General features: G+C 64.0%; 18 protein-coding genes and 2 pseudogenes. 12 read left to right on the top strand and 8 right to left on the bottom strand.

Features of this window, described 5'->3' with window-relative positions:
- Position 1: 1 nt before the first annotated feature.
- The 4 genes from hydA to rmuC all read left to right on the top strand — a co-directional run bounded on the left by hydA (position 2) and on the right by rmuC (position 4,199).
- Positions 2-1,438, top strand: coding sequence for a dihydropyrimidinase (hydA, locus tag ASF66_RS06850; protein ID WP_056843232.1), 1,437 nt, complete (start codon positions 2-4; stop codon positions 1,436-1,438).
- A 14-nt stretch (positions 1,439-1,452) separates the two neighbouring features.
- Positions 1,453-2,181: a 2-keto-4-pentenoate hydratase gene (locus tag ASF66_RS06845; protein ID WP_236707052.1), complete on the top strand. Its 729-nt coding sequence runs from the start codon at positions 1,453-1,455 to the stop codon at positions 2,179-2,181.
- Between the two features lie 135 nt (positions 2,182-2,316).
- On the top strand, positions 2,317-2,610 hold the full coding sequence (locus tag ASF66_RS06840; RefSeq protein WP_049861025.1) for a hypothetical protein: 294 nt from the start codon (positions 2,317-2,319) through the stop codon (positions 2,608-2,610).
- A 182-nt stretch (positions 2,611-2,792) separates the two neighbouring features.
- Positions 2,793-4,199, top strand: coding sequence for a DNA recombination protein RmuC (gene rmuC / locus ASF66_RS06835; RefSeq protein ID WP_177327970.1), 1,407 nt, complete (start codon positions 2,793-2,795; stop codon positions 4,197-4,199).
- Here the strand turns inward: rmuC and ASF66_RS06830 are convergent.
- A complete protein-coding gene (locus ASF66_RS06830) occupies positions 4,170-7,640 on the bottom strand; it encodes a hybrid sensor histidine kinase/response regulator (RefSeq protein WP_056843230.1) in 3,471 nt (1,156 codons plus the stop codon). The genes rmuC and ASF66_RS06830 overlap by 30 nt on opposite strands.
- Positions 7,641-7,717: 77 nt before the next feature.
- Complete coding sequence (locus ASF66_RS22460; RefSeq protein WP_156463140.1) at positions 7,718-7,882, bottom strand: hypothetical protein; 165 nt, start codon at positions 7,880-7,882, stop codon at positions 7,718-7,720.
- A 15-nt stretch (positions 7,883-7,897) separates the two neighbouring features.
- Here ASF66_RS22460 and ASF66_RS06825 point away from each other — a divergent pair.
- From ASF66_RS06825 to ASF66_RS06815, 3 genes and pseudogenes are all read left to right on the top strand, one after another.
- Positions 7,898-9,202 (top strand): annotated as a pseudogene (locus ASF66_RS06825) (MFS transporter); the annotation flags it as partial.
- Positions 9,203-9,210: 8 nt separating this feature from the next.
- On the top strand, positions 9,211-10,224 hold the full coding sequence (locus ASF66_RS06820; RefSeq protein ID WP_442962751.1) for a WD40/YVTN/BNR-like repeat-containing protein: 1,014 nt from the start codon (positions 9,211-9,213) through the stop codon (positions 10,222-10,224).
- Between the two features lie 17 nt (positions 10,225-10,241).
- A complete protein-coding gene (locus ASF66_RS06815) occupies positions 10,242-12,605 on the top strand; it encodes an efflux RND transporter permease subunit (protein ID WP_056843468.1) in 2,364 nt (787 codons plus the stop codon).
- Here ASF66_RS06815 and ASF66_RS06810 read toward each other — a convergent pair.
- Positions 12,571-13,293 (bottom strand): FadR/GntR family transcriptional regulator, encoded by a 723-nt coding sequence (locus ASF66_RS06810; protein WP_049861022.1) that lies wholly within the window; start codon positions 13,291-13,293, stop codon positions 12,571-12,573. The genes ASF66_RS06815 and ASF66_RS06810 overlap by 35 nt on opposite strands.
- A gap of 72 nt (positions 13,294-13,365) precedes the next feature.
- Positions 13,366-13,836, bottom strand: a complete 471-nt coding sequence (locus ASF66_RS06805; protein ID WP_049861021.1) for a MarR family winged helix-turn-helix transcriptional regulator — start codon at positions 13,834-13,836, stop codon at positions 13,366-13,368.
- Between the two features lie 215 nt (positions 13,837-14,051).
- On the opposite strand from ASF66_RS06805, the gene ASF66_RS06800 reads away from it, so the two are divergent.
- Both ASF66_RS06800 and ASF66_RS06795 read left to right on the top strand, forming a co-directional pair.
- Positions 14,052-14,801: a sulfite exporter TauE/SafE family protein gene (locus tag ASF66_RS06800; protein ID WP_056843229.1), complete on the top strand. Its 750-nt coding sequence runs from the start codon at positions 14,052-14,054 to the stop codon at positions 14,799-14,801.
- A gap of 171 nt (positions 14,802-14,972) precedes the next feature.
- Positions 14,973-15,674, top strand: a complete 702-nt coding sequence (locus tag ASF66_RS06795) for a spermidine synthase (RefSeq protein WP_056843467.1) — start codon at positions 14,973-14,975, stop codon at positions 15,672-15,674.
- Between the two features lie 27 nt (positions 15,675-15,701).
- Here the strand turns inward: ASF66_RS06795 and ASF66_RS06790 are convergent, their stop codons facing one another.
- Positions 15,702-16,493 (bottom strand): crotonase/enoyl-CoA hydratase family protein, encoded by a 792-nt coding sequence (locus tag ASF66_RS06790; RefSeq protein ID WP_056843466.1) that lies wholly within the window; start codon positions 16,491-16,493, stop codon positions 15,702-15,704.
- 353 nt (positions 16,494-16,846) lie between these two features.
- Between ASF66_RS06790 and ASF66_RS06785 the strand changes: the two are divergent.
- Positions 16,847-18,545 (top strand): annotated as a pseudogene (locus ASF66_RS06785) (DEAD/DEAH box helicase).
- A 139-nt stretch (positions 18,546-18,684) separates the two neighbouring features.
- On the opposite strand, the gene ASF66_RS06780 reads toward ASF66_RS06785, so the two are convergent.
- Complete coding sequence (locus tag ASF66_RS06780) at positions 18,685-18,981, bottom strand: hypothetical protein (protein WP_049861017.1); 297 nt, start codon at positions 18,979-18,981, stop codon at positions 18,685-18,687.
- Positions 18,982-19,274: 293 nt separating this feature from the next.
- On the opposite strand from ASF66_RS06780, the gene htpG reads away from it, so the two are divergent.
- The gene (htpG, locus tag ASF66_RS06775) at positions 19,275-21,179 is read left to right on the top strand and encodes a molecular chaperone HtpG (protein ID WP_049861132.1); all 1,905 of its coding nucleotides are present in this window, start codon (positions 19,275-19,277) and stop codon (positions 21,177-21,179) included.
- A gap of 69 nt (positions 21,180-21,248) precedes the next feature.
- Positions 21,249-21,977 (top strand): dienelactone hydrolase family protein, encoded by a 729-nt coding sequence (locus ASF66_RS06770; protein WP_056843227.1) that lies wholly within the window; start codon positions 21,249-21,251, stop codon positions 21,975-21,977.
- Between the two features lie 91 nt (positions 21,978-22,068).
- On the opposite strand, the gene ASF66_RS06765 is transcribed toward ASF66_RS06770, so the two are convergent.
- Positions 22,069-22,476: an OsmC family protein gene (locus tag ASF66_RS06765; RefSeq protein ID WP_056843226.1), complete on the bottom strand. Its 408-nt coding sequence runs from the start codon at positions 22,474-22,476 to the stop codon at positions 22,069-22,071.
- 139 nt (positions 22,477-22,615) lie between these two features.
- Positions 22,616-23,836, bottom strand: a complete 1,221-nt coding sequence (fabB, locus tag ASF66_RS06760; RefSeq protein ID WP_049861014.1) for a beta-ketoacyl-ACP synthase I — start codon at positions 23,834-23,836, stop codon at positions 22,616-22,618.
- Between the last annotated feature and the right edge of the window lies 1 nt (position 23,837).

Genomic DNA, 23,837 nt, shown 5'->3' with positions numbered 1-23,837 from the left:
TATGCAACCTTTCGATACGGTTATTCGCAACGCTCGCGTGGTCACTGCCGCAGACACCTTCACCAGTGACATCGGCATTCGCGACGGGCGCATCGTCGCCCTGGCGTTGGACCTGCCCCCAGGCCTCAAGGAAATCGATGCCGCAGGTCGGCATGTGACCCCGGGCGGCATCGACAGCCATGTGCACCTGGACCAGCCCACCGGCGATGGCTCGGTGATGGCCGATGATTTTTTCAGTGGCACGGTGTCGGCGGCCTGCGGCGGGACCACCACAGTGATTCCTTTCGCCTGTCAGCAGAAAGGTGAAACCCTGCGTGCAGCAGTGGATGACTACCATCGCCGGGCAGGCAATAAGCCGGTCATCGACTACGCGTTCCACTTGATCGTCACCGACCCGACCCCGCAGGTCTTGCGTGAAGAATTGCCGGCACTGATTGCCGAGGGCTATACCTCGTTCAAGATCTACATGACCTACGACGCGCTGAAACTGGGCGATCGAGAGATTCTCGAAACTCTGTCCGTGGCCCGCCGCGAAGGGGCCATGGTCATGCTGCATGCCGAGAACAGCGATTGCATCGCTTGGCTCACCGAGCGGCTGCTGGCGGCCGGGCTCAGCGCGCCGCGCTACCACGCCAGCTCGCGACCGATGCTGGTGGAACGCGAGGCCACGCACCGCGCCATTGCCTTGGCCGAACTGGTGGATGTGCCCATCCTTATCGTCCACGTATCGGGTCGCGAGGCCGTCGAGCAGATTCGCTGGGCGCAGAACCACGGCTTGAAGGTGTATGCCGAAACCTGCCCGCAATACCTGTTTCTGACCGCCGACTCGCTGGGCTGCGACGACAGCTTCGAAGGCGCCAAATGCATCTGCAGCCCACCGCCTCGGGACGCCGCAAACCAGCAGGTGATCTGGGACGGGCTGGAAAACGGTTCGTTCGAGATCTTCTCGTCCGACCACGCGCCGTTTCGGTACGACGGCCCCGATGGCAAGAAGGCCCACGGCGAAGACGTGTCGTTCGACCAGATCGCCAACGGCATTCCCGGTGTCGAAACCCGCATGGCGCTGTTGTGGTCCGAAGGCGTGCGCACCGGGCGCATCACGGCGCAAAGCTTCGTCGCGCTGACGTCGACCAACGCTGCAAAGATGTACGGGCTGTACCCGCGCAAGGGCAGTATCGCCATCGGCGCCGATGCCGATCTGGTGATTTGGGACGAAGGGCAGCCGGTGTCGATCAGCAACGAAATGCTGCACCACAACGTCGACTACACCCCTTACGCCGGCATGCAATTGAGCGCCTGGCCGGCCATCACGCTGTCGCGCGGCGAGGTGGTATGGGACGGTGAGCCTCGGGGCGAAGCGGGGCGCGGGCAGTTCTTGCCCTGCGAGCGTCCGGCACCGGCGCAGGTACGTCGGCGCAAGACCGAGTTGCCGGTATAAGCGCGGTCGAGCAGGTGGCCGAGCGGCTGACCCGCGCCTGGCGCGAGCATCGGCGGCAGCCGGTCGACGGTGTGCGCCTGGACACCCAAGCGCAGGCGTATGAGGTGCAGCAGCGGGTGGCCGAGGCAATGGGCTGGTTCGCCCACGCGCCCGCACGGGTGTGGAAGCTGGGCGGTGCGCCCGCAGGTTTCATCAGCGCCGCCGGCGTGCCGGCCAGCGCGGTGCAGGCGTCCGGTTGGCAGGTGCCACCGGGCCACTGCCACGGGTTCGGTATCGAGGGCGAACTGTTCGTGCGGCTGTCCAGGGATCTGGATGAACACACCGACCTGGCTGGGGCGTATGCAGCGATCGACACGTGGATGCCTGGCATCGAGTTGTGCGACACGCGCTGGGAGAACGGCGCCCAGGCCGATGCTTTGCTGCGACTGGCGGACCAGCAACTGAACCGGGGGTTGATTGTGGGCATGCCGGTGGCTTTGGCGTCCATCCCCGACTGGTCGGCCCAGGCCGCAACGCTGCGCGTCGACGGCGAACAAGTGGTGCGTGGCCTGGGTAGCCACCCGTTCCGCGAACCGTTGAACTCCCTGCCGTGGCTGGCGCGACACGCTGTCGCACTGGGCAACCCCCTGCGCGCGGGCGATCTGATCGCCACCGGAAGCTGGACCGGCATCCACTGGGCGCCCCCAGGCGCCAGCATCGAAGTCGACTTCCCTGGCATCGGCAGCGTAACCCTCGCCACCTGACCGCCTGCGCTGGCCCCTTCGCGGCCACGGACCCTCCCACGGGAGGGGCGGGTGTGGCGCTGGTCACTGGCCCCGCGCATTCGCCGGGAAAAAAGAGTAGAGTGGCGCGCTTTTCCGATCTGCCCAAAGTTTTTCATGAAAAGTTCAGCTCCCGCTGCACCCAAGCGTTTCACTCTCAAGGTCGCCCTCTGGCTGCTCGACAGCCCCCGCCTGGGCCACAAGGCCAACGTCAAACACCTTGCCGGGCGCATGCTCAAGCAACCCGCACGCGAAGGGGTAGTGGTCGCGCAAAGCCGGCTTGGCCAGTTGATGTGCCGTGACTGCGGCAACGCCCGCGACCAGCGCATCGGCCAGGAACTTCTGCGCCAGGCGGCTCGCGCCGGCGATCCGGCCGCCCAGACCGCGTTGAGCCATCTGCGCCGCAGCTGACACCCGGTTTGCCCCGAAAGGCCAATGGCCTCAGACTGCCGCTCATCGACCCTGCATGAGAGCAAACCATGGCCCTGGACGTGACCAGCCTGTTGATCGGCCTGCTGGCGGCCGCCTTACCGTGCCTGGCACTGGCCTGGCAGCTGCAGCGCAAAAGCACTGCCGCCCTGGCCCAGGTCGCCTTGCTCGACGAGCGCCTGAGCAACGCGCAGTTGGCTCAGGACGGCCTGAGCGCGCAGCTCGATGCCTGCCGCGACGAGGTCAGCGACCTGAGCCAGGCCAACTCGGCCAAGCAGGCCGAACTGGCCGGCCTGCGCCGCGAGGTCGAGCTGCTGCAGAACGAGCGCGACAATGCCCGCGATGCCGCCCACGCCTGGAGTATCGAACGCAGCACCCGTGAAACCGAATTGCGCCGTCTGGATGCGCAATGTGCCGGCCTGTCGGCTGAACTGCGCGAACAGCAGGACAGCCACCAGCAGCGCCTGAACGACCTGCAGGGTTCACGGGACGAACTGCGCGCGCAGTTCGCCGAACTGGCCGGCAAGATCTTCGACGAGCGCGAACAGCGCTTCGCCGAAAACAGCCAGCAACGCCTGGGTCAACTGCTCGATCCGCTCAAGGAGCGCATCCAGTCGTTCGAAAAACGCGTGGAAGAGAGCTACCAGAACGAGGCGCGCGAGCGCTTCTCGCTGAGCAAGGAGCTGGAGCGTCTGCAACAGCTGAACCAGCGCCTGAGCACCGAAGCGACCAACCTGACCCAGGCCCTCAAGGGCCAGAAGACCCAGGGTAACTGGGGCGAGCTGATCCTGGAGCGGGTGCTGGAGCATGCCGGGCTGGAAAAGGGCCGCGAGTACCAGACCCAGGTCAGCCTCAAGGGACCGGACGGCGAGCGTTTCCAGCCGGACGTGTTGATCATGCTGCCCGGTGACAAACAGGTGGTGGTCGATTCCAAGGTCAGCCTCACCGCCTACCAGCAGTACATCGCCGCCGAAGACGGTGCCATCGCGCAGGCCGCGCTCAAGCAGCACGTGCTGTCGTTGCGCAACCACGTCAAGGGGCTGTCCGGCAAGGACTACAGTCGCCTGGACGGGCTGCACAGCCTGGATTTCGTCCTGCTCTTCGTGCCCATCGAAGCAGCTTTCTCTGCTGCGCTGCAGGCCGAGCCCAACCTGTTCCAGGAAGCCTTCGACCGGCAGATCGTCATCGTCAGCCCCACCACCTTGCTGGCAACGCTGCGGGTCATCGACAGCCTCTGGAAGCAGGAACGGCAAAGCCAGAATGCCCGCGAAATCGCCGAGCGCGCCGGGTGGCTGTACGACAAGTTCGTCTTGTTCATCCAGGACCTCGACGAGGTCGGTAACCGCCTGCAGCAGCTGGACAAGGCGTACGGCGCGGCGCGCAACAAGCTCACCGAAGGGCGCGGCAACCTGGTCAGCCGCAGCGAGCAGCTCAAGTTGCTTGGCGCCCGTGCCAGCAAGAGCCTGCCGCCCGACCTGCTCGAACGCGCCATGACCGAAGCGCGTCAGGACGCCGGCGCCGAGGCCGATGCCGACGGCGTGTCAGTGCCGGCCCAGGTACCGGTTGAGTAGCGCCCGCAAGGCCGCCGGTTTGACCGGCTTGGCCAGATAGTCCAAGCCTGCGGCATGCACCTGCGCAACGGTTTCGGGGCGCACGTCGGCGCTGATCACCACGCCCGGCACCGGCTCGGCCAGCGCAGTGCGCAGCCAGGCCATCAGGTGCGTCCCGGTCTCGCCTTCGTCCAGATGGTAGTCGACCAAGGCCAGTTGCGGACGCTTGCCTTGGGCCAGCAGCGCCGCACACTCCTGGCGGTTGCGCGCGGTCCACACCTCGCACCCCCAGCGGCTGAGCAGGCTGTGCATGCCCAGCAGGATGCTGTCTTCGTTGTCGACGCACAGCACTCGCGCCCCGCCCAGCGGCTGGCTCACGGGCGCCGGAGCGGGCAGGGCGTTCTGGGTGTCGACGCCGGCCAGCGGGACCGTCACGCTGAACACGCTGCCATGACCCGGCCAGGAGCGCACCTGCAGCGGATGGCCGAGCACCCGGCACAGCCCGTCGGCAATCGCCAGGCCCAGGCCCAGACCCTTTTCGGCCCGGGTCTGGTGGCTGTCCAGGCGCTTGAATTCCTCGAAGATCGTTTCCAGCTTGTCACGGGCGATGCCCGGGCCGCGGTCCCACACCTCGAGGCTCAAGGCGCCGGGCTTGCGCCGCACCCCCAGCAGGATCGGCCCGCGGCCGTAGCGGAACGCGTTGGTGAGGAAATTCTGCAGCACGCGGCGCAACAGCTTGATATCGCTGTCCACCCGCAAGCGGCTGCCGCGCACGCGGAAATCCAGCTCCTGTTCGCGGGCCTGCGCCTTGAATTCCGGCCCCAGCCCATCGAACAGTTCGCTGAGGGCGAAGCCCTTGCGATCCGGGCTGATCTTGCCGTTCTCCAGGCGGGAGATATCCAGCAGATCGCTGATCAGGTCTTCGGCCGAGCGCAGTGAATGGTCCATGTGCTGCACCAGTTGGCTGGCCTCGGTCGATAAACCGGGCTGGTGCGACAGCGCGGCGGAGAACAGCCGTGCGGCATTGAGCGGCTGCATCAGGTCATGACTGACCGCGGCCAGGAAACGGGTCTTGGACTGGTTCGCCAATTCGGCATGACCCTTGGCCTCGGTCAGCGCCTGGTTCAGTTGCGACAGTTCATGGGTGCGCTCGGCGACCCGCTGTTCCAGTCCTTCGTTGGCATCTTTGAGCGCCTGCGCGGCCTCCCGGTAGGCGGTGATATCGGTGAAGCTCATGACGAAGCCGCCGCCCGGCATCGGGTTGCCGATCAACTCGATCACCCGACCGTTGGGAAACAGCCGCTCGGAAGTGTGCGCGCGGCCCTGGCGCATCCAGTGCAGGCGCCGGGCCACATGGACCTGCGCTTCACCGGGTCCGCACAGGCCGCGCTCGGCGTTGTAGCGGATGATGTCGGCAATCGGCCGACCCACGCTGATCAAGCCGTCCGGGTAATTGAACAGCTCCAGATAGCGGTGGTTCCAGGCCACCAGGCGCAGCGACTGGTCGATCACGCTGATGCCCTGGGTGATGTTTTCGATCGCGCCCTGCAACAGCGCGCGGTTGAATTGCAGCACCTCGCTGGCTTCGTCGGCGATGCGCACCACGTCTTCGAGTTGCATGTCACGACCTTCGATGGCCGCCTTCACCACCGCGCGGGTCGATGAACTGCCCAGTACGCCCGCCAGCAGCCGTTCGGTATGGGCGATCCACTGGCCGTCGGCGTTCTGGTTGGGGTTGAAGCCCTTGCCCTGGCGGTAGGCGTAGCGAAGAAAGCTCTGCCGAGCGCGCTCTTCACCCACGAAGCGCGCGGCCAGGTTGAGCAGGTCGTTGATCTGCACCGCCAGCAGCGAGCGCCCATGGGGACCGGCGTTGATCTCCTGACCGATGAAACGCCCGGCCTGCCAGTGCTCGCTGACACGGGTGCGCGACAGCACCGAAACCCAGGCGAAGAGGATGAAGTTACCGGCCAGCGACAACACCACACCTTGGGTCAACGGGGTGATCGGCAAACCGAAGGGGTTGCCGTGGATCCAGGCCAGACCAGGAAAGAGGTTCAGCGGCAGGTTCAGGCTGTGCGCCGCGACCGGCAGCACCAGGGTATAGAACCAGAGGAAGATGCCCACCGCCAGCCCGGCGAAAACCCCGCGCCGGTTGGCCTGCTTCCAGTACAGCGCACCGAGCATCGCCGGCGTCAGTTGGGTCACGGCGGCGAAGGCAATCTGGCCGATGGTGGCCAGGCTGGCGGTGGAGCCGAGCAGGCGATAGCTGACGTAGGCCAGCAAGAGGATCACCACGATGCTCAGCCGGCGTACGCTGAGCATCCACTGGCGAAACACTTCGAAAGGCCGCTCCGCACTCTGCCGACGCAACAGCCACGGCAGCAGCATGTCGTTGGAGACCATGGTCGACAGCGCCACGCTGGCGACGATGACCATGCCGGTGGCCGCCGATGCGCCGCCGATGAACGCCAGCAAAGCCAGGGCCGGGTGGGCTTCGGCCAGGGGCAGGCTGATGACGAACGAATCCGGAATCACCGAGCTGGGCAGCAGCATCTGCCCGGCCAGCGCAATTGGCACCACGAACAGCCCGGCCAGGATCAGATAGGCGGGAAACACCCAGCGCGCCAGGCGCAGGTCCTGGGGATCGGTGTTCTCCACCACGGTGACGTGGAACTGCCGGGGCAGGCACAGGATGGCCATCATGGCCACGCCGGTCTGCACCACCATCGAGGGCCAGTTGATGGTTTCCTTCCAGTACGCTTCCAGGCGTGGCGCCAGCATGGCTTGATCGAGCAGATCATCGAACCCGTCGTACAAGCCGTAGGTGACGAAGATGCCCACGGCCAGGAATGCGAACAGCTTGACCAGCGCTTCGAAGGCGATGGCCAGGACCATGCCGCGGTGGTGCTCGGTGACGTCCAGCGTGCGCGTGCCGAAGAGAATGGTGAACAGCGCCAGTACCAGGGTGACCACCATGGCGGTGTCCTGCACGCGGGTGCCGGTGGCGTCGGCACCGGCACCGATCAGCAGGTTCACGCCCAGCACGATGCCCTTGAGCTGCAAGGCGATGTAGGGCAGCACACCGATCAGGCAGATCAGTGCCACGACCACCGCCAGGCTCTGCGACTTGCCGTAGCGCGCCGCGATGAAGTCGGCGATGGAGGTGATGTTTTCCTGCTTGCTGATCATCACCATTTTCTGCTGCACCCAGGGCGCCAGCAGCATCAGCAGTACCGGCCCCAGGTAGATCGGCAGGAACGCCCAGAGCTGCTCGGCCGCCTGGCCCACCGCGCCGAAGAACGTCCAGCTGGTGCAGTACACCGCCAGCGACAGGCTGTAGACCCAGGCGCGCACCCGCGGTGGCAGCGGCGCGCTGCGGCGGTCGCCGTAGAAGGCTATGGCGAACATCACGGCCATGTAGGCCAGGGCAACGGTGGCGATCAATCCGCTGGACAACGACATCGATGACTCCGGAACGGGACGGGCAGGTGCCCATCGCAACGGGCATCCGCCAGTCTCGCACGGCAGGCGCTGCGACGTCAGTGCCGACCATGGTCGCAACCGCTGTCATCCAGTTGGGCGATGGACGGTATAGGGTTATGCTGTGCGCCGACGAAGACACCTCTCAAGTGCAGGTCATGAATGCCGTACAGGGCCTCGTCGCCACGCCACACTACCCCCATGGCCAGCCCACTCGGCATCATTCAGGGACAGGATCGATGAGTCAGCAGTCGCAGTTCGCCTTGCTCGGCAAGCGCCGTTTCCTGCCGTTTTTCGTGACCCAGGCCCTGGGTGCCTTCAACGACAACATCTTCAAGCAATCGCTGATCCTGACGATCCTCTACAAGCTCGCCATCGAAGGCGACCGCAGCGTCTGGGTCAATCTCTGCGCGCTGCTGTTCATCCTGCCGTTCTTTCTGTTCTCGGCGCTGGCCGGGCAGTTCGGTGAAAAATTTCCCAAACACCGCTTGATCCGCGCCATCAAACTGGCCGAGATCGTCATCATGGCAGTGGGCGCGGTGGGGTTCGCATTCGACCACCTGTGGCTGATGCTCGCCGCGCTGTTCGCCATGGGCACCCACTCGGCGCTGTTCGGCCCGGTCAAGTACTCGATCATGCCCCAGGCACTGCGCCCCGAAGAACTGGTGGGGGGCAACGGCCTGGTGGAAATGGGTACATTCCTGGCGATCCTGGCGGGCACCATCGGTGCCGGGGTGATGATGTCGTCCTCCCACCACGCCGGTGTCGTGGCCAGCGCCGTGCTGCTGGTGGCGCTGGCGGGCTATCTCGCCAGCTGTGCCATACCGCCGGTGAGCGCCGCCAATCCTGGGCTGGTCCTGGACTGGAATATCGCCCGGCAGACCTGGGTCACCTTGCGCCTGGGCCTGGGGCAGACCCGGGCGGTCTCGCGCTCGCTGATCGGCAATTCCTGGTTCTGGTTCGTCGGCGCCATCTACCTGACTCAGATTCCGGCCTACGCCCAGCAGTGGCTGGACGGGGACGAAACCGTGGTCACCCTGATCCTGACCGTGTTCTCCGTGGGCATCGCGCTGGGCTCGATGCTGTGCGAGCGGCTGTCCCGGCACAGGGTCGAGATGGGCCTGGTGCCGCTGGGCGCGCTCGGCCTGACACTGTTCGGGCTGCTGCTGTGGTGGCATTCGAACGGTCACGTGCCAGCGACGGCGCCTCAGACCTGGATCGGGGCGCTGGGACAGGGTCAGACCTGGTGGGTCTTGCTCGACATCCTCGGTTTGGGCGTCTTCGGCGGCTTCTACATCGTGCCGTTGTACGCGTTGATCCAGTCGCGCACCGCCGCAGACCAGCGCGCCCGAGTGATCGCCGCCAACAACATTCTCAACGCGCTGTTCATGGTGGTGTCGGCGATCCTGTCCATCGTCCTGCTCAGCATGGCCAAACTGACCATCCCCCAGCTGTTTCTGGTGGTGTCGCTGGCCAACCTGGGCGTCAACGCCTACCTCTTCAGTGCCGTGCCCGAATTCATCTCGCGTTTTCGGCTGTGGCTCCGCGGTCGGTGATCGCCCGGCGCGGGCCGCTGTCGTGGGGTCGATTGGCGAGCAGCCTGCTCGGTGTGTGCCTGATCGTCTCGCAGGGCCTACAGCCGGTGTGCGCCGCAGACGACTACGCCATCGAATCGAGCCGCGCCGCACACGGCCTGATGCTCGACGTCGTCCAGGCCGGTCGGCGGTTGGTTGCCGTAGGTGAGCGTGGGCACATTCTGCATTCGGCAGACCAGGGCCTGACCTGGCAGCAAGCTCGCGTGCCGACCCGACAGCTGCTCACCGCGCTGTACTTCGTCGACGGCCAGCATGGCTGGGCGGTGGGTCATGACGCGGTGGTCCTGGCCACCTCCGACGGTGGTATCAGCTGGCGCAAACAGCACGAAGATCCGGACCGTGAAGCACCTCTGCTGGATGTGTGGTTCCAGGATGTCGACGACGGCTTCGCCATCGGTGCCTATGGTCTGGTTCTGCAGACCCACGATGGCGGGCAGACCTGGAAAGAGGTCAGCGAGCGCCTGCCCAACGACGATCAGTACCACCTCAACGGCATCGCCATGATTCCGGACGGCGGCCTGTTCGTGGTCGGCGAGCAGGGCAGTCTGTACCGCTCCGCCGATGCTGGCGCGAGCTGGACCGCGGTGCCCAGCCCCTACACCGGCTCCTGGTTCGGCGTGATCGACACCGGACTGCCGCGCACCCTGCTGATCTACGGCCTGCGCGGCAGCCTGTATCGCTCCGAGGATTTCGGCGACAGCTGGCAATCGGTGGAGGTGAGCGACGCCCAGGGCGTGCTGGCGTCCGGCCTGGCCGGGGCGGCGCGGCTGGACAGTGGCGAAATCCTGCTGGTGGGCAACGCTGGCAGCGTCCTGCGCAGTCGTGACCATGGCCACCGTTTCAGCCTCTACCGCCGCGCCGACCGGCGGGCCTTGGCAGGCGTCACAGCGGCCGGACCGGATCGCTGGGTACTGGCCGGGCAGGGCGGGTTGGAACGCGTCGACGGCGACGGCGCGCCGGTGGCACCGTGACGGGCTCTCAAGGTGAGGTGCCCCAGCCGCAGCCTGCGCTCGATGAGCAGCAAGGGTCGTGGCTCGAACGGCTGATCTTCGATCACCGTCCCGCCGTCATTGCCCTGTGCCTGCTGATCAGTCTCGTGCTGTGCTGGCAGGCCATATTGATTCGCCCGGCCACCAGCTTCGAAAAGATGATTCCGCTGCAGCACCCGTTCATCGAGAACATGCTTGCCCACCGCGACGATCTCGCCCACCTGGGCAACAGCGTGCGCATCGCTGTGCAGGCCACCGACGGGGACATTTTCAGCGTGGCCTACATGGAAACCCTGCGCCAGCTCCACGACGAGGTGTTCTACCTGCCAGGTGTGGACCGTGCCGGCTTGAAGTCGCTGTGGAGTCCCAGCGTGCGGTGGACCGAGGTCACCGAGGAGGGCTTCGCCGGCGGTGAGGTGATCCCGCAACGCTACGACGGCATGGCGGCGAGTCTGGAGGCGCTGCGCAGCAACGTGCTGCGCTCGGGGCAGGTCGGCCGCCTGGTGGCCAACGATTTTCGTTCGAGCATCATCGAGGTCCCGCTGCTTGAACGCTATCCTGATCCGCAACGTCCCGGCAGCTTGCTGACACTCGATTACCAGCAGTTTTCCCATCAGCTCGAAGACCGCATTCGCGAGCAGTTCCAAGCGCGCAATCCGCAGGTCAAGGTGCACATCGTCGGCTTTGCCAAGAAGGTGGGTGATCTGATCGATGGCCTGATGAAAGTGGCCTCGTTCTTCGCCGTGGCCGTGCTCATCACGACGCTCCTGCTCTACGCATTTACCCGCTGCGTGCGCAGCACCGTGGCCGTGTTGACCGCGACCCTGGTGGCCGTGGTCTGGCAATTGGGCCTGATGCACGCGATCGGTTTCGGCATCGATCCGTATTCGATGCTGGTGCCGTTTCTGATCTTCGCCATCGGCATTTCCCACGGGGTGCAGAAGATCAACGGCATCGCCCTGCACGCGAGCACTGCCGATGACGCGCTGACGGCCGCGCGACGGACCTTTCGGCAGCTGTTCCTGCCTGGAATGGTCGCCATCCTGGCCGACGCCGTGGGTTTCATCGCCTTGCTGGTCATCGACATCGGCGTCATCCGCGAGCTGGCGATCGGTGCCTCGATAGGCGTTGCGGTGATCGTCTTCACCAACCTGATCCTGCTGCCTGTGGTGATTTCCTACATCGGCATTCGGCCACGCGCAGTGGCCGACAGTGCGCGCGAGCAGGCTTTCTGGCGCGTCTTTTCACGCGTGGCCAGCCCGCGCGCGGCAGCGGTCTCGATCGTCATGGCAGTGCTGGTGGGCGCCGCAGGCCTGTGGTACAGCCAGAACCTGCAGATCGGCGATCTCGATCAGGGCGCGCCCGAACTGCGTCCCGATTCACGCTACAACAGCGACAACCGGTTCATCATCGATCACTACGCTACCCGCGCCGACGTGCTGGTGGTGATGGTCAAGACACCGGTCGAAGGCTGCTCGACCTACCCGACGATGGCGGCCATCGACGACCTGATGTGGACCCTGGACAACACCCCTGGGGTGCAGTCGACGGTTTCCCTGGTCAGTGTGGCGCGGCAGACGATCAAGGGCATGAACGAGGGCAACCTCAAGTGGGAAACCCTGAGCCGCAACGCGGCCGTGCTCAACAGTGCCGTCGCACGGGCAGAGGGTCTGTACAACGCCGACTGTTCGCTGGCGCCGGTCCTGATCTATCTCGACGATCACAAGGCCCTCACCCTGGACCGCGTGGTGGACGCGGTCCAGGCGTTCGCCGCGCAACATGATCGCGACGACCTGCAGTTCCTGCTGGGCGCCGGCAATGCCGGAGTCGAAGCGGCGACCAATCAGGTGATCCAGGCCCGTGAGCCGCAGGTCCTGATGCTGGTCTACCTGTGCGTCGCGGTCATGTGCCTGCTGATCTTTCGTTCCTTTGCCGCGACCCTGTGCATCGTTCTGCCGCTGATGCTGACCTCGGTGCTGGGCAACGCGTTGATGGCGTTCATGGGGATCGGCGTGAAAGTCGCCACCTTGCCGGTGATCGCCCTGGGCGTGGGCATCGGCGTGGACTACGGCATCTACCTCTACAGTCGTCTGGCCAGCCACCTGCGCGCCGGACTGCCGTTGCAGCAGGCCTACTACCAGACGTTGCGATCCACCGGGCGAGCGGTCCTGTTCACCGGGTTGTGCCTGGCATGCGGGGTGGTGACCTGGGTGTTCTCGGACATCAAGTTCCAGGCCGACATGGGCCTGATGCTGACCTTCATGCTGCTGTGGAACATGCTTGGCGCCTTGTGGTTGTTACCGGCCCTGGCGTGGCTGCTGGTCCGGCCTACAGCGCTTCGGCCCGCCCCAGCACCACACTGAGTGCATTGCGTGCGTCGTCCAGCTGGACCAGCGTGGCATGCCGGGCCCCCAGGGCATCGCGGTTCTCGATGGCGGTGAGGATCGCCTTGTGCCGCGGCAGGGCCAGCTCGTGCAGGTTGGGCCGCTGGTTGGAATGACGCAGGGCCTCGCGCAGCGCCAGCGACAGCATGTTACACAGGTGCGCGAGCAGGTCGTTGTGGGTGGCGTCGGCGATTCGGCTGTGGAAATCCAGGTCGGGCTGCAGCACGTCGTCGACCGATCCGGCCGCTTCCATGCGCTGGTAGGCCTCGCCGATCGATGCGACCTCGGCGTCGGTGGCATGCTGGGCGGCCAGCGCCGCTGCTGCCGGTTCGATGATGGTGCGCACGCTGGTCAGCAGGGCGAAGAATTCGTTCTGCGGCGTGCTTTGCATGACCCAATGCAACACGTCCGGGTCGAGCATGTGCCATTCACGGCGCGGTTTGACCACCGAGCCCACCCGCGGCTTGGAGTACACCAGACCCTTGGCCACCAGGACTCGGGTGGCTTCGCGCAGCACCGGGCGGCTCACCGCATACTCTTCACACAGCAGGGCTTCGGCGGGCAGGCGGTCGTCGGGCTTGAAGCGACCGGAGACGATTTGCATCCCTAGTTCCTGGACGATCCGCGAGTGCATGCTTTTGCGATCTGAAGGCTTGCGATAATCCATGGGGCGCATTCGGTCCTTGGGGCAGGTAATGCGCGATGATAGCACCTGCGCACCAAGTATTCGGGCGGGCTGTCAGAGCCCTTGTTGCAGGTTCTTGCGCAACGACAGCAGGCTGGCCTGCAAGGCACGCAGCTCCGCACTGCTGTGGCAACTGGCTTTGACGATGTTCAGTGGCACGGACTCGGCCTGGTCGCGCAGCGCCCGGCCCTGAGGCGTGAGCTCGACGATGACCACGCGCTCGTCATCCTTGCTGCGGGTACGGCTGAGCAGGCCTTCGGCTTCCAGGCGTTTGAGCAGGGGCGTCAGCGAGCCGGGGTCGGTCAGCAGCCGCGTACTGATTTCGCCCACGGTCATGCCGTCTCGTTCCCACAACACCATCATGGTCAGGTATTGCGGGTAGGTCAGGCCCAGCGCTTGCAGCAGGGGTTTGTACACCTTGGTCATCAACAGCGATGTCGAGTACAACGAGAAGCACAGCTGATTATCCAGCAGCAGGCTGTCGTCCGCGGTGACTGCCCTGTCATGAGTGGATTCGGTGTTCATGCTGATCCTTTTTCCAATAGTGCGAGAGCATTGCGCGATTCGCCGATGGCAGGGCTGGCGGCTCGCTCGTTCCGTGATGAGGCTGCTGTTGATTTCGAGCTACAAACGTCGCCCATAGTTCGTTCGAGGTTGTGCCCGACGTGCATGCCCATCGACGGCGGTCACACTGGTAGGATGCACGGCTTGAGGGTGCACCCCGGATAGAGAGAGGCGGTATGTTCGAAACATTGCTCTACATTGCACTGGGTGCGGCGATGGGCACGCTGGGCGGCGTGTTCGGCATCGGCGGCGGCCTGATCGCGATCCCGGCCCTGGGCCTGCTGTTCGGCGTGGACCAGCAACTAGCGCAGGGCACGTCGCTGGTGATGGTGGTGCCCAACGTGCTCCTGGCAATGTGGCGCTATCACCAGCGCCGTCCCATTCCCTGGCGGCACGCCTTGCCCCTGGCCGTGGGTGGTCTGGTCTGCGCCTGGCTGGCCTCGATGCTCGCATCCGGGCTCGACCCGGGATCGATGCGAGTGGGCTTCGTGGTGTTCCTGTTGGCGCTGGTGGTCTACAACATCGCGCAGATGTTTCTACGGCCGGTCAGTGGCACGGGCGAGATGCGTCATGCCTGGCCATGGCTGGGCGTACTGGGTGGCTTTTCCGGGGTAATCGGCGGCTTCTTCGGCGTCGGTGGCGCTGTGCTGGCCACGCCGGTGCTGACCAGCGTCTTCGGCACCTCCCAGATCATGGCCCAGGGCCTGTCGCTGGCCCTCGCTGCGCCGAGTACCAGCGTGACCCTGCTGACCTACGCGGTGCACGATCACGTCGACTGGGCCATGGGCATACCGATGGCCTTGGGCGGTCTGCTGAGCATCAGCTGGGGCGTGAAGATCGCCTACAGCCTGTCGGAAAAAGTCCTGCGGGGTAGCTTTTGCGTATTCCTGTTGCTGTGCGCGGTCCTGCTGCTGTTCAAGGTTTAGTGTTCAGGGTCTAGCTCGAATCGACCGCACGGGGTGCCCGGTTTCGGTGGATTAATGCCACAATCGGCGCTTCAATTCGCCGCGACGAGCCCTCAGGTGGAAGATCAAGACACCCTGCAACCCCGCGAACGCACCGAGCACGTACTGGCCGAGGTGCACGACGCCTGGGGCATGATCCGCGTGCTGGAAGTGGCGGACTACCGTTTCCTGGAGTTCGGCGACGCCATCGAGCAGAGCTGCACTTTCACTGCCGACCCCAGCTGGCTGGAGTACGACTACACACGGGCCATGCTGGTGGGCGCACTGTGCCATGCCGAACCCGAAAGCGCCCTGTTCCTGGGCCTCGGCGCAGGCACGTTGACCCAGGCTTGCCTCAAGTTCCTGCCACTCGAAGACGTCGAATGCATCGAACTGCGCCCCGACGTGCCCCGGCTGGCCATCGAATACATGGGCCTGGAAGACGATCCCAGGCTGTACATCCGGGTCGGCGACGCACTGGAACTGCTGCCCAGCGCCGAAACCGCCGACCTGATCTTCGTCGACCTGTATACTGATCACGGCCCGGCGCCCGCACATCTGGCCTGGCGCTTTCTCGAACAGTGCCAGCAACGCCTGAACCCGCACGGTTGGCTGATCATCAACCAGTGGGCCGGCAACGATGGCAAGCCGCTCGGCGCTGCGTTGCTGCGCGGGCTCTACCAGCGCCACTACTGGGAATTGCCGGTGAAGGAGGGCAACGTGATCGTGATGGTACCGGCCGATATCGAGCAGCAGCTGGACCTGCCCGGTCTGCGCCAGCGTGCCGAAGCCCTGGCGCCGCAGTTGGGCTATTCCCTGCAGAGCCTGATCGACCTGATCCGCCCGGCGACCTGACACGCCGCGTCGACTCGATGCCCCCTGCTACTGGCCGACGAACACGGCAGGGCGCTGCTGCTGCATCGCCGCCAGGCCCTCGTGCGCGTCTTCGCTGGCGAACAGCCGTCCCGTGGTCGTTGCCAATTGGCGGCTGGCGGCCACTTCGCCGTCGCTGATCGCCAGGCGCGCCGACGCCAGGGTCGCCTGCACGCCCAGCGGCGCCTGCCGGGCAATCCGCTGGGCCAGGGCGAGCGCGTTGGGCAACAGGTCTTCACTGGCCATGACTTCCTGGACCAGCCCCAGGCGCAGGGCCTCGTGAGCGTCGAACTCATCGCCGGTGAGCAGCCAGCGCATCGCATTGCCCCAACCGGCGATCTGTTGCAGGCGCAGAGTGGCACCGCCGAACGGGAACAGCCCGCGCTGCACCTCCATCTGGGCAAAGCGGGTATTGCTGGCGCACAGGTTGATGTCGGCCGCGAGCATCAGTTCGATGCCCACGGTGAGGCAGTACCCCTGCGCCGCGACGATGACCGGTTTGCTGACTACCGGCCCCCCGGACACCCGCCAGGGATCGCAGCCGCCGGGCGGTACCTGCCAACCCTGGCTCAGACGCGTGCTCACCGCCGTCAGATCCAGCCCTGCGGTGAAATGGTCACCGTGGCAATACACCAGCGCCACCCGCGCCATCGGCTCGCGCTCGAACGCGCCGTAGGCCAGGCTCAGGGCATCGAGCATGGGCAGGTCGAACGCGTTGCGTTTGGCAGGGCGGTCAAGGCCGATGAGCATGACGTGCTCGCGCAGCTCGCAGCTGACCTTGCCGGGGCAGGGGGTGGGCATGACGGCGTTCTCCGAAGGTTTTGGATGAAAGGTTTCAGCCGCCGCACCTGCGCAGGCGCCTTCGCTAAAATAGACCGTGATGCCGATTCGCGCAAAGCCCGCGTGGCTCTGCCGTGCATGCGGCACCAAGGTACAAAAAAGTCTCACCTTGCGGCCGTTTTCAGGTATAGTGCGCGCCGGTCTTTAACCAGGCCACGTTTAGGTAGCGCAATCCCCCGAAGACAGCTTCGGCTGCATGTCCGTTCCGCGGACTCTCCCTAACGATTCTTTCATTCAATCGTTTTCGCAAATCCCCGCCGACAAAGCTGCCAGGGTGACTCTCGAGTCTTACAAGGCATGCGCAGCTTTGGAGCATGGGTCTTTGCGGATGCACTTAGAGGCAGACCCATGACCCAGGAAACCGGCGGCTTCGCCGCTCTCGAACTTCATCCGAACATTGTTGCTGCTGTGGTCGCTACCGGCTACGAAGAGCCTTCGGCTATCCAGCAACAATCGATCCCGATCATTCTCGCCGGTCATGACATGATCGGCCAGGCGCAGACAGGCACCGGTAAAACCGCCGCCTTCGCTCTGCCGATCCTGCATCGTATCGACCCGAGCAAGCGCGAGCCGCAAGCCCTGATCCTGGCGCCAACCCGTGAGTTGGCGCTACAAGTAGCCACTGCATTCGAAACCTACGCCAAGCAGATGCCTGGCGTTACCGTAGTGGCCGTGTACGGCGGTGCCCCGATGGGCCCGCAATTGAAAGCCATCCGCAACGGCGCGCAAATCGTCGTCGCTACCCCCGGCCGTCTCTGCGACCACCTGCGTCGCGACGAGAAAGTCCTCGCTACGGTGAACCACCTGGTGCTCGACGAAGCCGACGAAATGCTCAAGCTGGGCTTCATGGATGACCTGGAAGTCATCTTCAAGGCCATGCCCGAGACTCGCCAGACCGTACTGTTCTCGGCAACCCTGCCGCAGTCGATCCGTGCCATCGCCGAGCGTCATCTCAAAGACCCCAAGCACGTCAAGATCCAGACCAAGACTCAGACCGTCACCGCGATCGAGCAGGCTCACCTGCTGGTTCACGCCGACCAGAAGACCTCGGCTGTCCTGCGCCTGCTGGAAGTCGAAGAGTTCGATGCGCTGATCGCTTTCGTGCGCACCAAGCAAGCCACCCTCGACCTGGCCAGCGCCCTTGAAGCCAAAGGCTACAAGGCTGCGGCACTCAACGGTGACATCGCCCAGAACCAGCGCGAGCGCGTCATCGACTCGCTCAAGGATGGTCGCCTGGACATCGTCGTCGCTACCGACGTCGCTGCCCGTGGCCTGGACGTACCGCGCATCACTCACGTGTTCAACGTCGACATGCCGTACGACCCCGAGTCCTATGTGCACCGTATCGGCCGTACCGGCCGTGCCGGTCGCGAAGGCCGTGCGCTGCTGCTGGTGACTCCACGTGAGCGTCGCATGCTGCAGGTCATCGAGCGTGTCACCGGCCAGAAGGTCGCTGAAGTTCGCCTGCCAGATGGCCAGGCCGTGCTGGATGCGCGCATTCGCAAGCTGACCAACAGCCTCGCGCCGTTGGTGGGTGATGCCGAAAGCACCCACGGCGAGTTGCTGGATCGCTTGACCGCCGACATCGGTTGCAGCCCGCGTGCCCTGGCCGCGGCCCTGCTGCGCAAGGCCACCAATGGCCAGGCGCTGACCCTGGATGCTGTCAACAAAGAGCAGCCACTGGTTCCGACCAGCGCTCCACGCGAACGCACCAGCGGTGATCGTCCTGACCGTGGTGACCGCGAGCGTCGCGCTCCCATGCCACTGGGTGAAGGCCGCGCACGCTGCCGTACTGCCCTGGGTGCTCGTGACGGCATCGCCGCGAAGAACCTGCTGGGCGCCATCCTCAACGAAGGCGGTCTGGCCCGCGAAGCTATCGGTCGCATCCAGGTGCGTGACAGCTTCAGCTTGGTCGAGCTGCCGGAAGAAGGTCTGGAAGGTCTGCTGAGCAAGCTGAAAGACACCCGCGTCGCTGGCAAGCAGTTGAAGCTGCGTCGCTATCGCGAAGACTGATTGCGTATAGTCTTCAGGCATAAAAAATCCCCGACTGGTTCGGGGATTTTTTTTGTCTTGATTGCGGCGCGTTCATCGCCAGGTCGAGCTCGCTCCTGTGGGAGCGGGCTCTGCCCGCGAAGCGGGCGCCGCCGATCAATCAGTTCTTGGCAGGCGGCACCTGGGTAGCAGGGGTGGTGCCTGGGGCTACGGGCATGCTCGAGTCGGACTTGGTCGCTTCCTGAGCTGCAGCCTTGTTCGATTCGGCAGCCGCTTCGTTGGCCTTGGCGTTTTCCTTGGCGGCGTCGTTCATTTTTTCTTGAGCCGAGTCCATTTTTTCCTGCGCTTCCTGACGATGCTCTGCAGCGTCCTGAGCCTTGTCTTCGGATTTCTTGTCGCAAGCAGCCAGACCAAGGGTGGCAGCCAGCATCAGGGAGTAAGCGAGTGTCTTGCGCATGGTGTTTCTCCTTATTGGGTATCTACGAGGCTAAGAGGGTGTGCCCCGGATATAAGTTCCGTCACTACGGTTATATATAAGTGTCGGATCGCAATGAGGTTTTTCTGCAGCTGTGCTGTACCGTTCAAGCACTCGTCCGGTTTTCACAGTGGCCCTGGGTGAAAGAAGCCGTTCACGGGTGCTGGCTCATCCGTCTACCGACGCCACCCTTGAAATACCGATCGGTGGCCCCATCTCCTTGTCATCCCGCCGCTCATCGGCGGCACCTGCCATCTGATTGGAGTTTGATGACCATGAGTGTGGAAACTCAAAAGGAAACCCTGGGCTTCCAGACCGAGGTGAAGCAACTGCTGCACCTCATGATCCATTCGCTGTATTCCAACAAGGAAATCTTCCTTCGCGAATTGATCTCGAACGCCTCCGACGCCGTCGATAAGCTGCGTTTCGAAGCGCTCGCCAAGCCTGAGCTGCTCGAAGGCGGTGGCGAGCTCAAAATCCGTGTCAGCTTCGACAAGGACGCCAAGACCGTCACCCTCGAAGACAACGGTATCGGCATGAACCGTGACGATGTCGTGACCCACCTGGGCACCATCGCCAAGTCCGGCACTGCCGACTTCATGAAGAACCTCACCGGCGATCAGAAGAAGGATTCGCACCTGATCGGTCAGTTCGGCGTGGGCTTCTACTCGGCCTTCATCGTCGCCGATCAGGTCGACGTCTACAGCCGTCGTGCCGGCACCCCGGCCAGCGAAGGTGTGCACTGGTCGTCCAAGGGTGAAGGCGAGTTCGAAGTCGCCAACATCGAGAAGGCCGAGCGCGGTACTCGTATCGTGCTGCACCTGAAAAGCGCCGAAGACGAATTCGCCGACGGCTACCGTCTGCGCAACATCATCAAGAAGTACTCCGACCACATCGCCCTGCCGATCGAGCTGCCCAAGGAAAGCGCGCCGGCCGAAGGCGAAGAGGCCCCGGCGCAGGAGTGGGAAACCGTCAACCGCGCCAGCGCCCTGTGGACCCGTCCTCGTACCGAGATCAAGGACGAGGAATATCAGGAGTTCTACAAGCACGTCGGTCACGACTACGAGAACCCGCTGAGCTGGAGCCACAACAAGGTCGAAGGCAAGCTGGAATACACCTCGCTGCTGTACGTGCCGGCCCGTGCACCGTTCGACCTGTACCAGCGCGAAGCCCCGCGTGGCCTCAAGCTGTACGTGCAGCGCGTGTTCGTGATGGATCAGGCCGAATCCTTCCTGCCGTTGTACCTGCGTTTCATCAAGGGTGTGGTCGACTCCAACGATCTGTCCCTGAACGTGTCGCGTGAGATCCTGCAGAAAGATCCGATCATCGACTCGATGAAAACGGCCTTGACCAAGCGTGTTCTCGACATGCTGGAGAAACTGGCCAAGAACGAGCCCGAGCAATACAAAGGCTTCTGGAAGAACTTTGGCCAGGTCCTCAAGGAAGGCCCTGCCGAAGATTTCGCCAACAAGGAAAAGATCGCCGGCCTGCTGCGCTTCGCTTCCACCAGCGACGACAGCGGCGAGCAGAGCGTCGGCCTGGCCGACTACCTGGCACGGGTCAAGGAAGGTCAGGACAAGATCTACTACCTGTCCGGCGAGTCCTATGCGCAGGTCAAGAACAGCCCGCACCTGGAAGTCTTCCGCAAGAAAGGCATCGAAGTGCTGCTGCTGACCGATCGCATCGACGAGTGGCTGATGAGCTACCTCACCGAATTCGATGGCAAAGGCTTTGTCGACGTTGCCCGTGGCGACCTCGACCTGGGCAAGCTGGACTCCGAGGAGGACAAGAAAGCCCAGGAAGAAATCGCCAAGGACAAGGAAGGCCTGGTCGAGCGCCTGAAAGCGGCTCTGGGTGATTCCGTCAGCGAAGTGCGGGTTTCCCACCGTCTGACCGATTCGCCCGCGATCCTGGCCATCGGTGAGCAGGATCTGGGCCTGCAGATGCGCCAGATCCTGGAAGCCAGCGGCCAGAAGGTGCCGGATTCCAAGCCGATCTTCGAGTTCAACCCCAACCACCCGCTGATCGCCAAGCTGGACGTGGAGCAGAGCGAAGATCGTTTCGCCGACTTCTCCCACATCCTGTTCGATCAGGCGGCGCTGGCGGCCGGTGACAGCTTGAAAGATCCTGCCGGATACGTGCGGCGGCTGAACAAGCTGCTGGTCGAGTTGTCCGTTTAAGCAGTCCAGGTAAAAGCCCGCTTCGGCGGGCTTTTTCGTTTTCAGTCAAGACCTTTTGGGGGTACAAGCATGAGCACATTGACCGTTCAATCCGTGGTCTACCAGATCGACGGGCAGGCGTACGAAAGCCGTCTGGTGTACGACGCCGATATCGTTTCTCCACGTCCGGGGCTGGTGATGGCGCCCAACTGGATGGGTGTCAGCGAGGGTGCCGAGCGCATCGCCCATGCCGTGGCTTCCAAGGGCTATGTGGTGCTGCTGGTGGACTTGTATGGGCAGGGCGTGCGCCCGAGCAACAACGACGAAGCCGCAGCGGCCATGACTCCGCTGAAGAACGACCGCGCCCTGCTGCGCAAGCGCATGCAGGTGGCGTTGCAGCAGTTGCATGAGCAACCCCACGCAGCTGTCGATCCTGCACAGTCCGCAGCCTTCGGTTTCTGCTTCGGCGGTTGCTGTGCTCTGGAGCTGGCACGTACCGGCGCAGCGCTCAAAGCCACCGTGTCGTTCCACGGCACGCTGGACACGCCCAATCCGGCCGATGCTCATGACATCAAGGGTTCGGTCCTGGTACTGCACGGCGACGCCGACCCACTGGTACCTGCCGAGCAGTTGCCTGCGTTCCGTTCCGAAATGAACTCGGCGGGCGTGGATTGGCAGTTGACCAGCTACGGCGGTGCCTACCATTCGTTCACCGACACCGAGGCCAACAACCCGGGTGTGCAGATGTACGATGCCACAGTTTCGGCGCGCGCTTTCCAGGCCATGCACAACCTGCTCGACGAAGTGTTCCAGGCCTGAGTCAGCATGTGACTGGGAATGCCTGTTCGCGGCCACTGGCCGCTCCTGCGGAAATTGCGTAGGAGCGGTCAGCGGCCGCGAAGGACCCCACCTAAGCCTCCGCCAGATACGTCTCGATATCGATCACCGCGCTGGTCATCAGTTTGTGCACCGGACAATGATCGGCGACCCGGTCCAGGTCATGGCGTTGCGCTTCCGTCAGATTGCCCAGTAGCGTCAGTTTGACCCGCAGGCTGTACTTGCCGGTCGGCTCCTGGCTGTTGTCGCGCTTGACCTCGATGTTCACCCCGGTCAATGGGATGTTTTTGCGCTGCGCATAAAGCTTGAGGGTCAAGGCCTTGCAGGCACCCAGTGCAGCGTCGAAATAGTCATGGGGCGAGGGGGCCGAATCTGCGCCACCCAAGGCTTCGAGCAGGTCGGTATGGAATGAGTGGCGGCCATCGATGTCGATGCGGTGGCGAAATCCGTCGCCGGGTTCGGTAGTCACGGTGATAGACATGGAGATCCCTTCGTTAGAGTGCACAAACCACACTGTATAGAGGCTTGTGCCGCCAAAGGGGTTCAACTGTCATCAGCCGACCGACTGCAGGCAAAAAAACGGCGCCCGCAGGCGCCGTCTTCAAGCAAGGCTATGAGCCTTACTGGCCGGTCCAGCGCTTGAGCACCAGGGTAGCGTTGGTGCCGCCGAAGCCGAAGCTGTTGCTCATCACGGTGTTGATCTCGACGTTTTCCTGAGTAACGGTCTGCACTGGCAGATCGGCCACGGCAGGGTCCAGTTCGTCGATGTTGGCGGAGCCTGCGATGAAGTTGCCTTCCATCATCAGCATGCAGTAGATCGCTTCGTGCACGCCAGCGGCGCCCAGAGAGTGACCGGACAGGCTCTTGGTCGAGCTGATGGCCGGATACTTGCCAGCGAAGACTTCACGCACACCTTTCATCTCGGCTACGTCGCCCACCGGCGTGGAAGTGCCGTGAGTGTTCAGGTAGTCGATCGGGGTGTCGACGGTGGACAGGGCCTGCTGCATGCAGCGGATGGCGCCTTCGCCGCTTGGCGCGACCATGTCGTAGCCATCGGAGGTCGCGCCGTAGCCGACGATCTCGGCGTAGATGTGCGCGCCGCGGGCCAGGGCGTGTTCCAGTTCCTCGACCACCACCATGCCACCGCCACCGGCGATGACGAAGCCATCACGGTCGCTGTCATAGGCACGCGAAGCTTTCTCGGGCGTGTCGTTGCGCTTGCTGGACAGGGCGCCCATGGCATCGAACAGGAACGACTGGCTCCAGTGTTCCTCTTCACCGCCACCGGCGAACACGACGTCCTGCTTGCCCATCTGGATTTGTTCCATGGCCGTACCGATGCAGTGCGCGCTGGTGGCGCACGCCGAGGCGATGGAGTAGTTCAGGCCCTTGATCTTGAACGGGGTGGCCAGGCAGGCCGACACGGTGCTGCTCATGGTCCGGGTGACACGGTACGGGCCGACGCGCTTCACGCCTTTTTCGCGCAGGATGTCGAGTGCTTCCATCTGGTTCAAGGTGGAGGCGCCGCCCGAACCTGCGATCAGGCCGGTACGAGGATTGGAGACCTGCTCTTCGGTCAGGCCGGAATCCTTGATGGCATCCTGCATGGCCAGGTAGGCGTACGCGGCGGCATGGCCGACGAAGCGGTACACCTTGCGGTCGATCAACTCTTCCAGATTGAGGTCGATGGAGCCGGAAACCTGGCTACGCAGACCCATTTCGGCATATTCCGGGTTGAAGCGGATGCCAGGGCGGCTTGCCCGCAGGTTTGCGGAGACGGTGTCTTTGTCATTGCCCAGGCACGAAACGATGCCCAGACCAGTGATAACAACGCGGCGCATG

Source organism: Pseudomonas sp. Leaf129 (genome assembly GCF_001423465.1).
In the GTDB taxonomy this organism is placed as follows: Bacteria; Pseudomonadota; Gammaproteobacteria; order Pseudomonadales; family Pseudomonadaceae; genus Aquipseudomonas; species Aquipseudomonas coleopterorum.
This window is presented reverse-complemented; position numbering and strand designations above follow the sequence as displayed.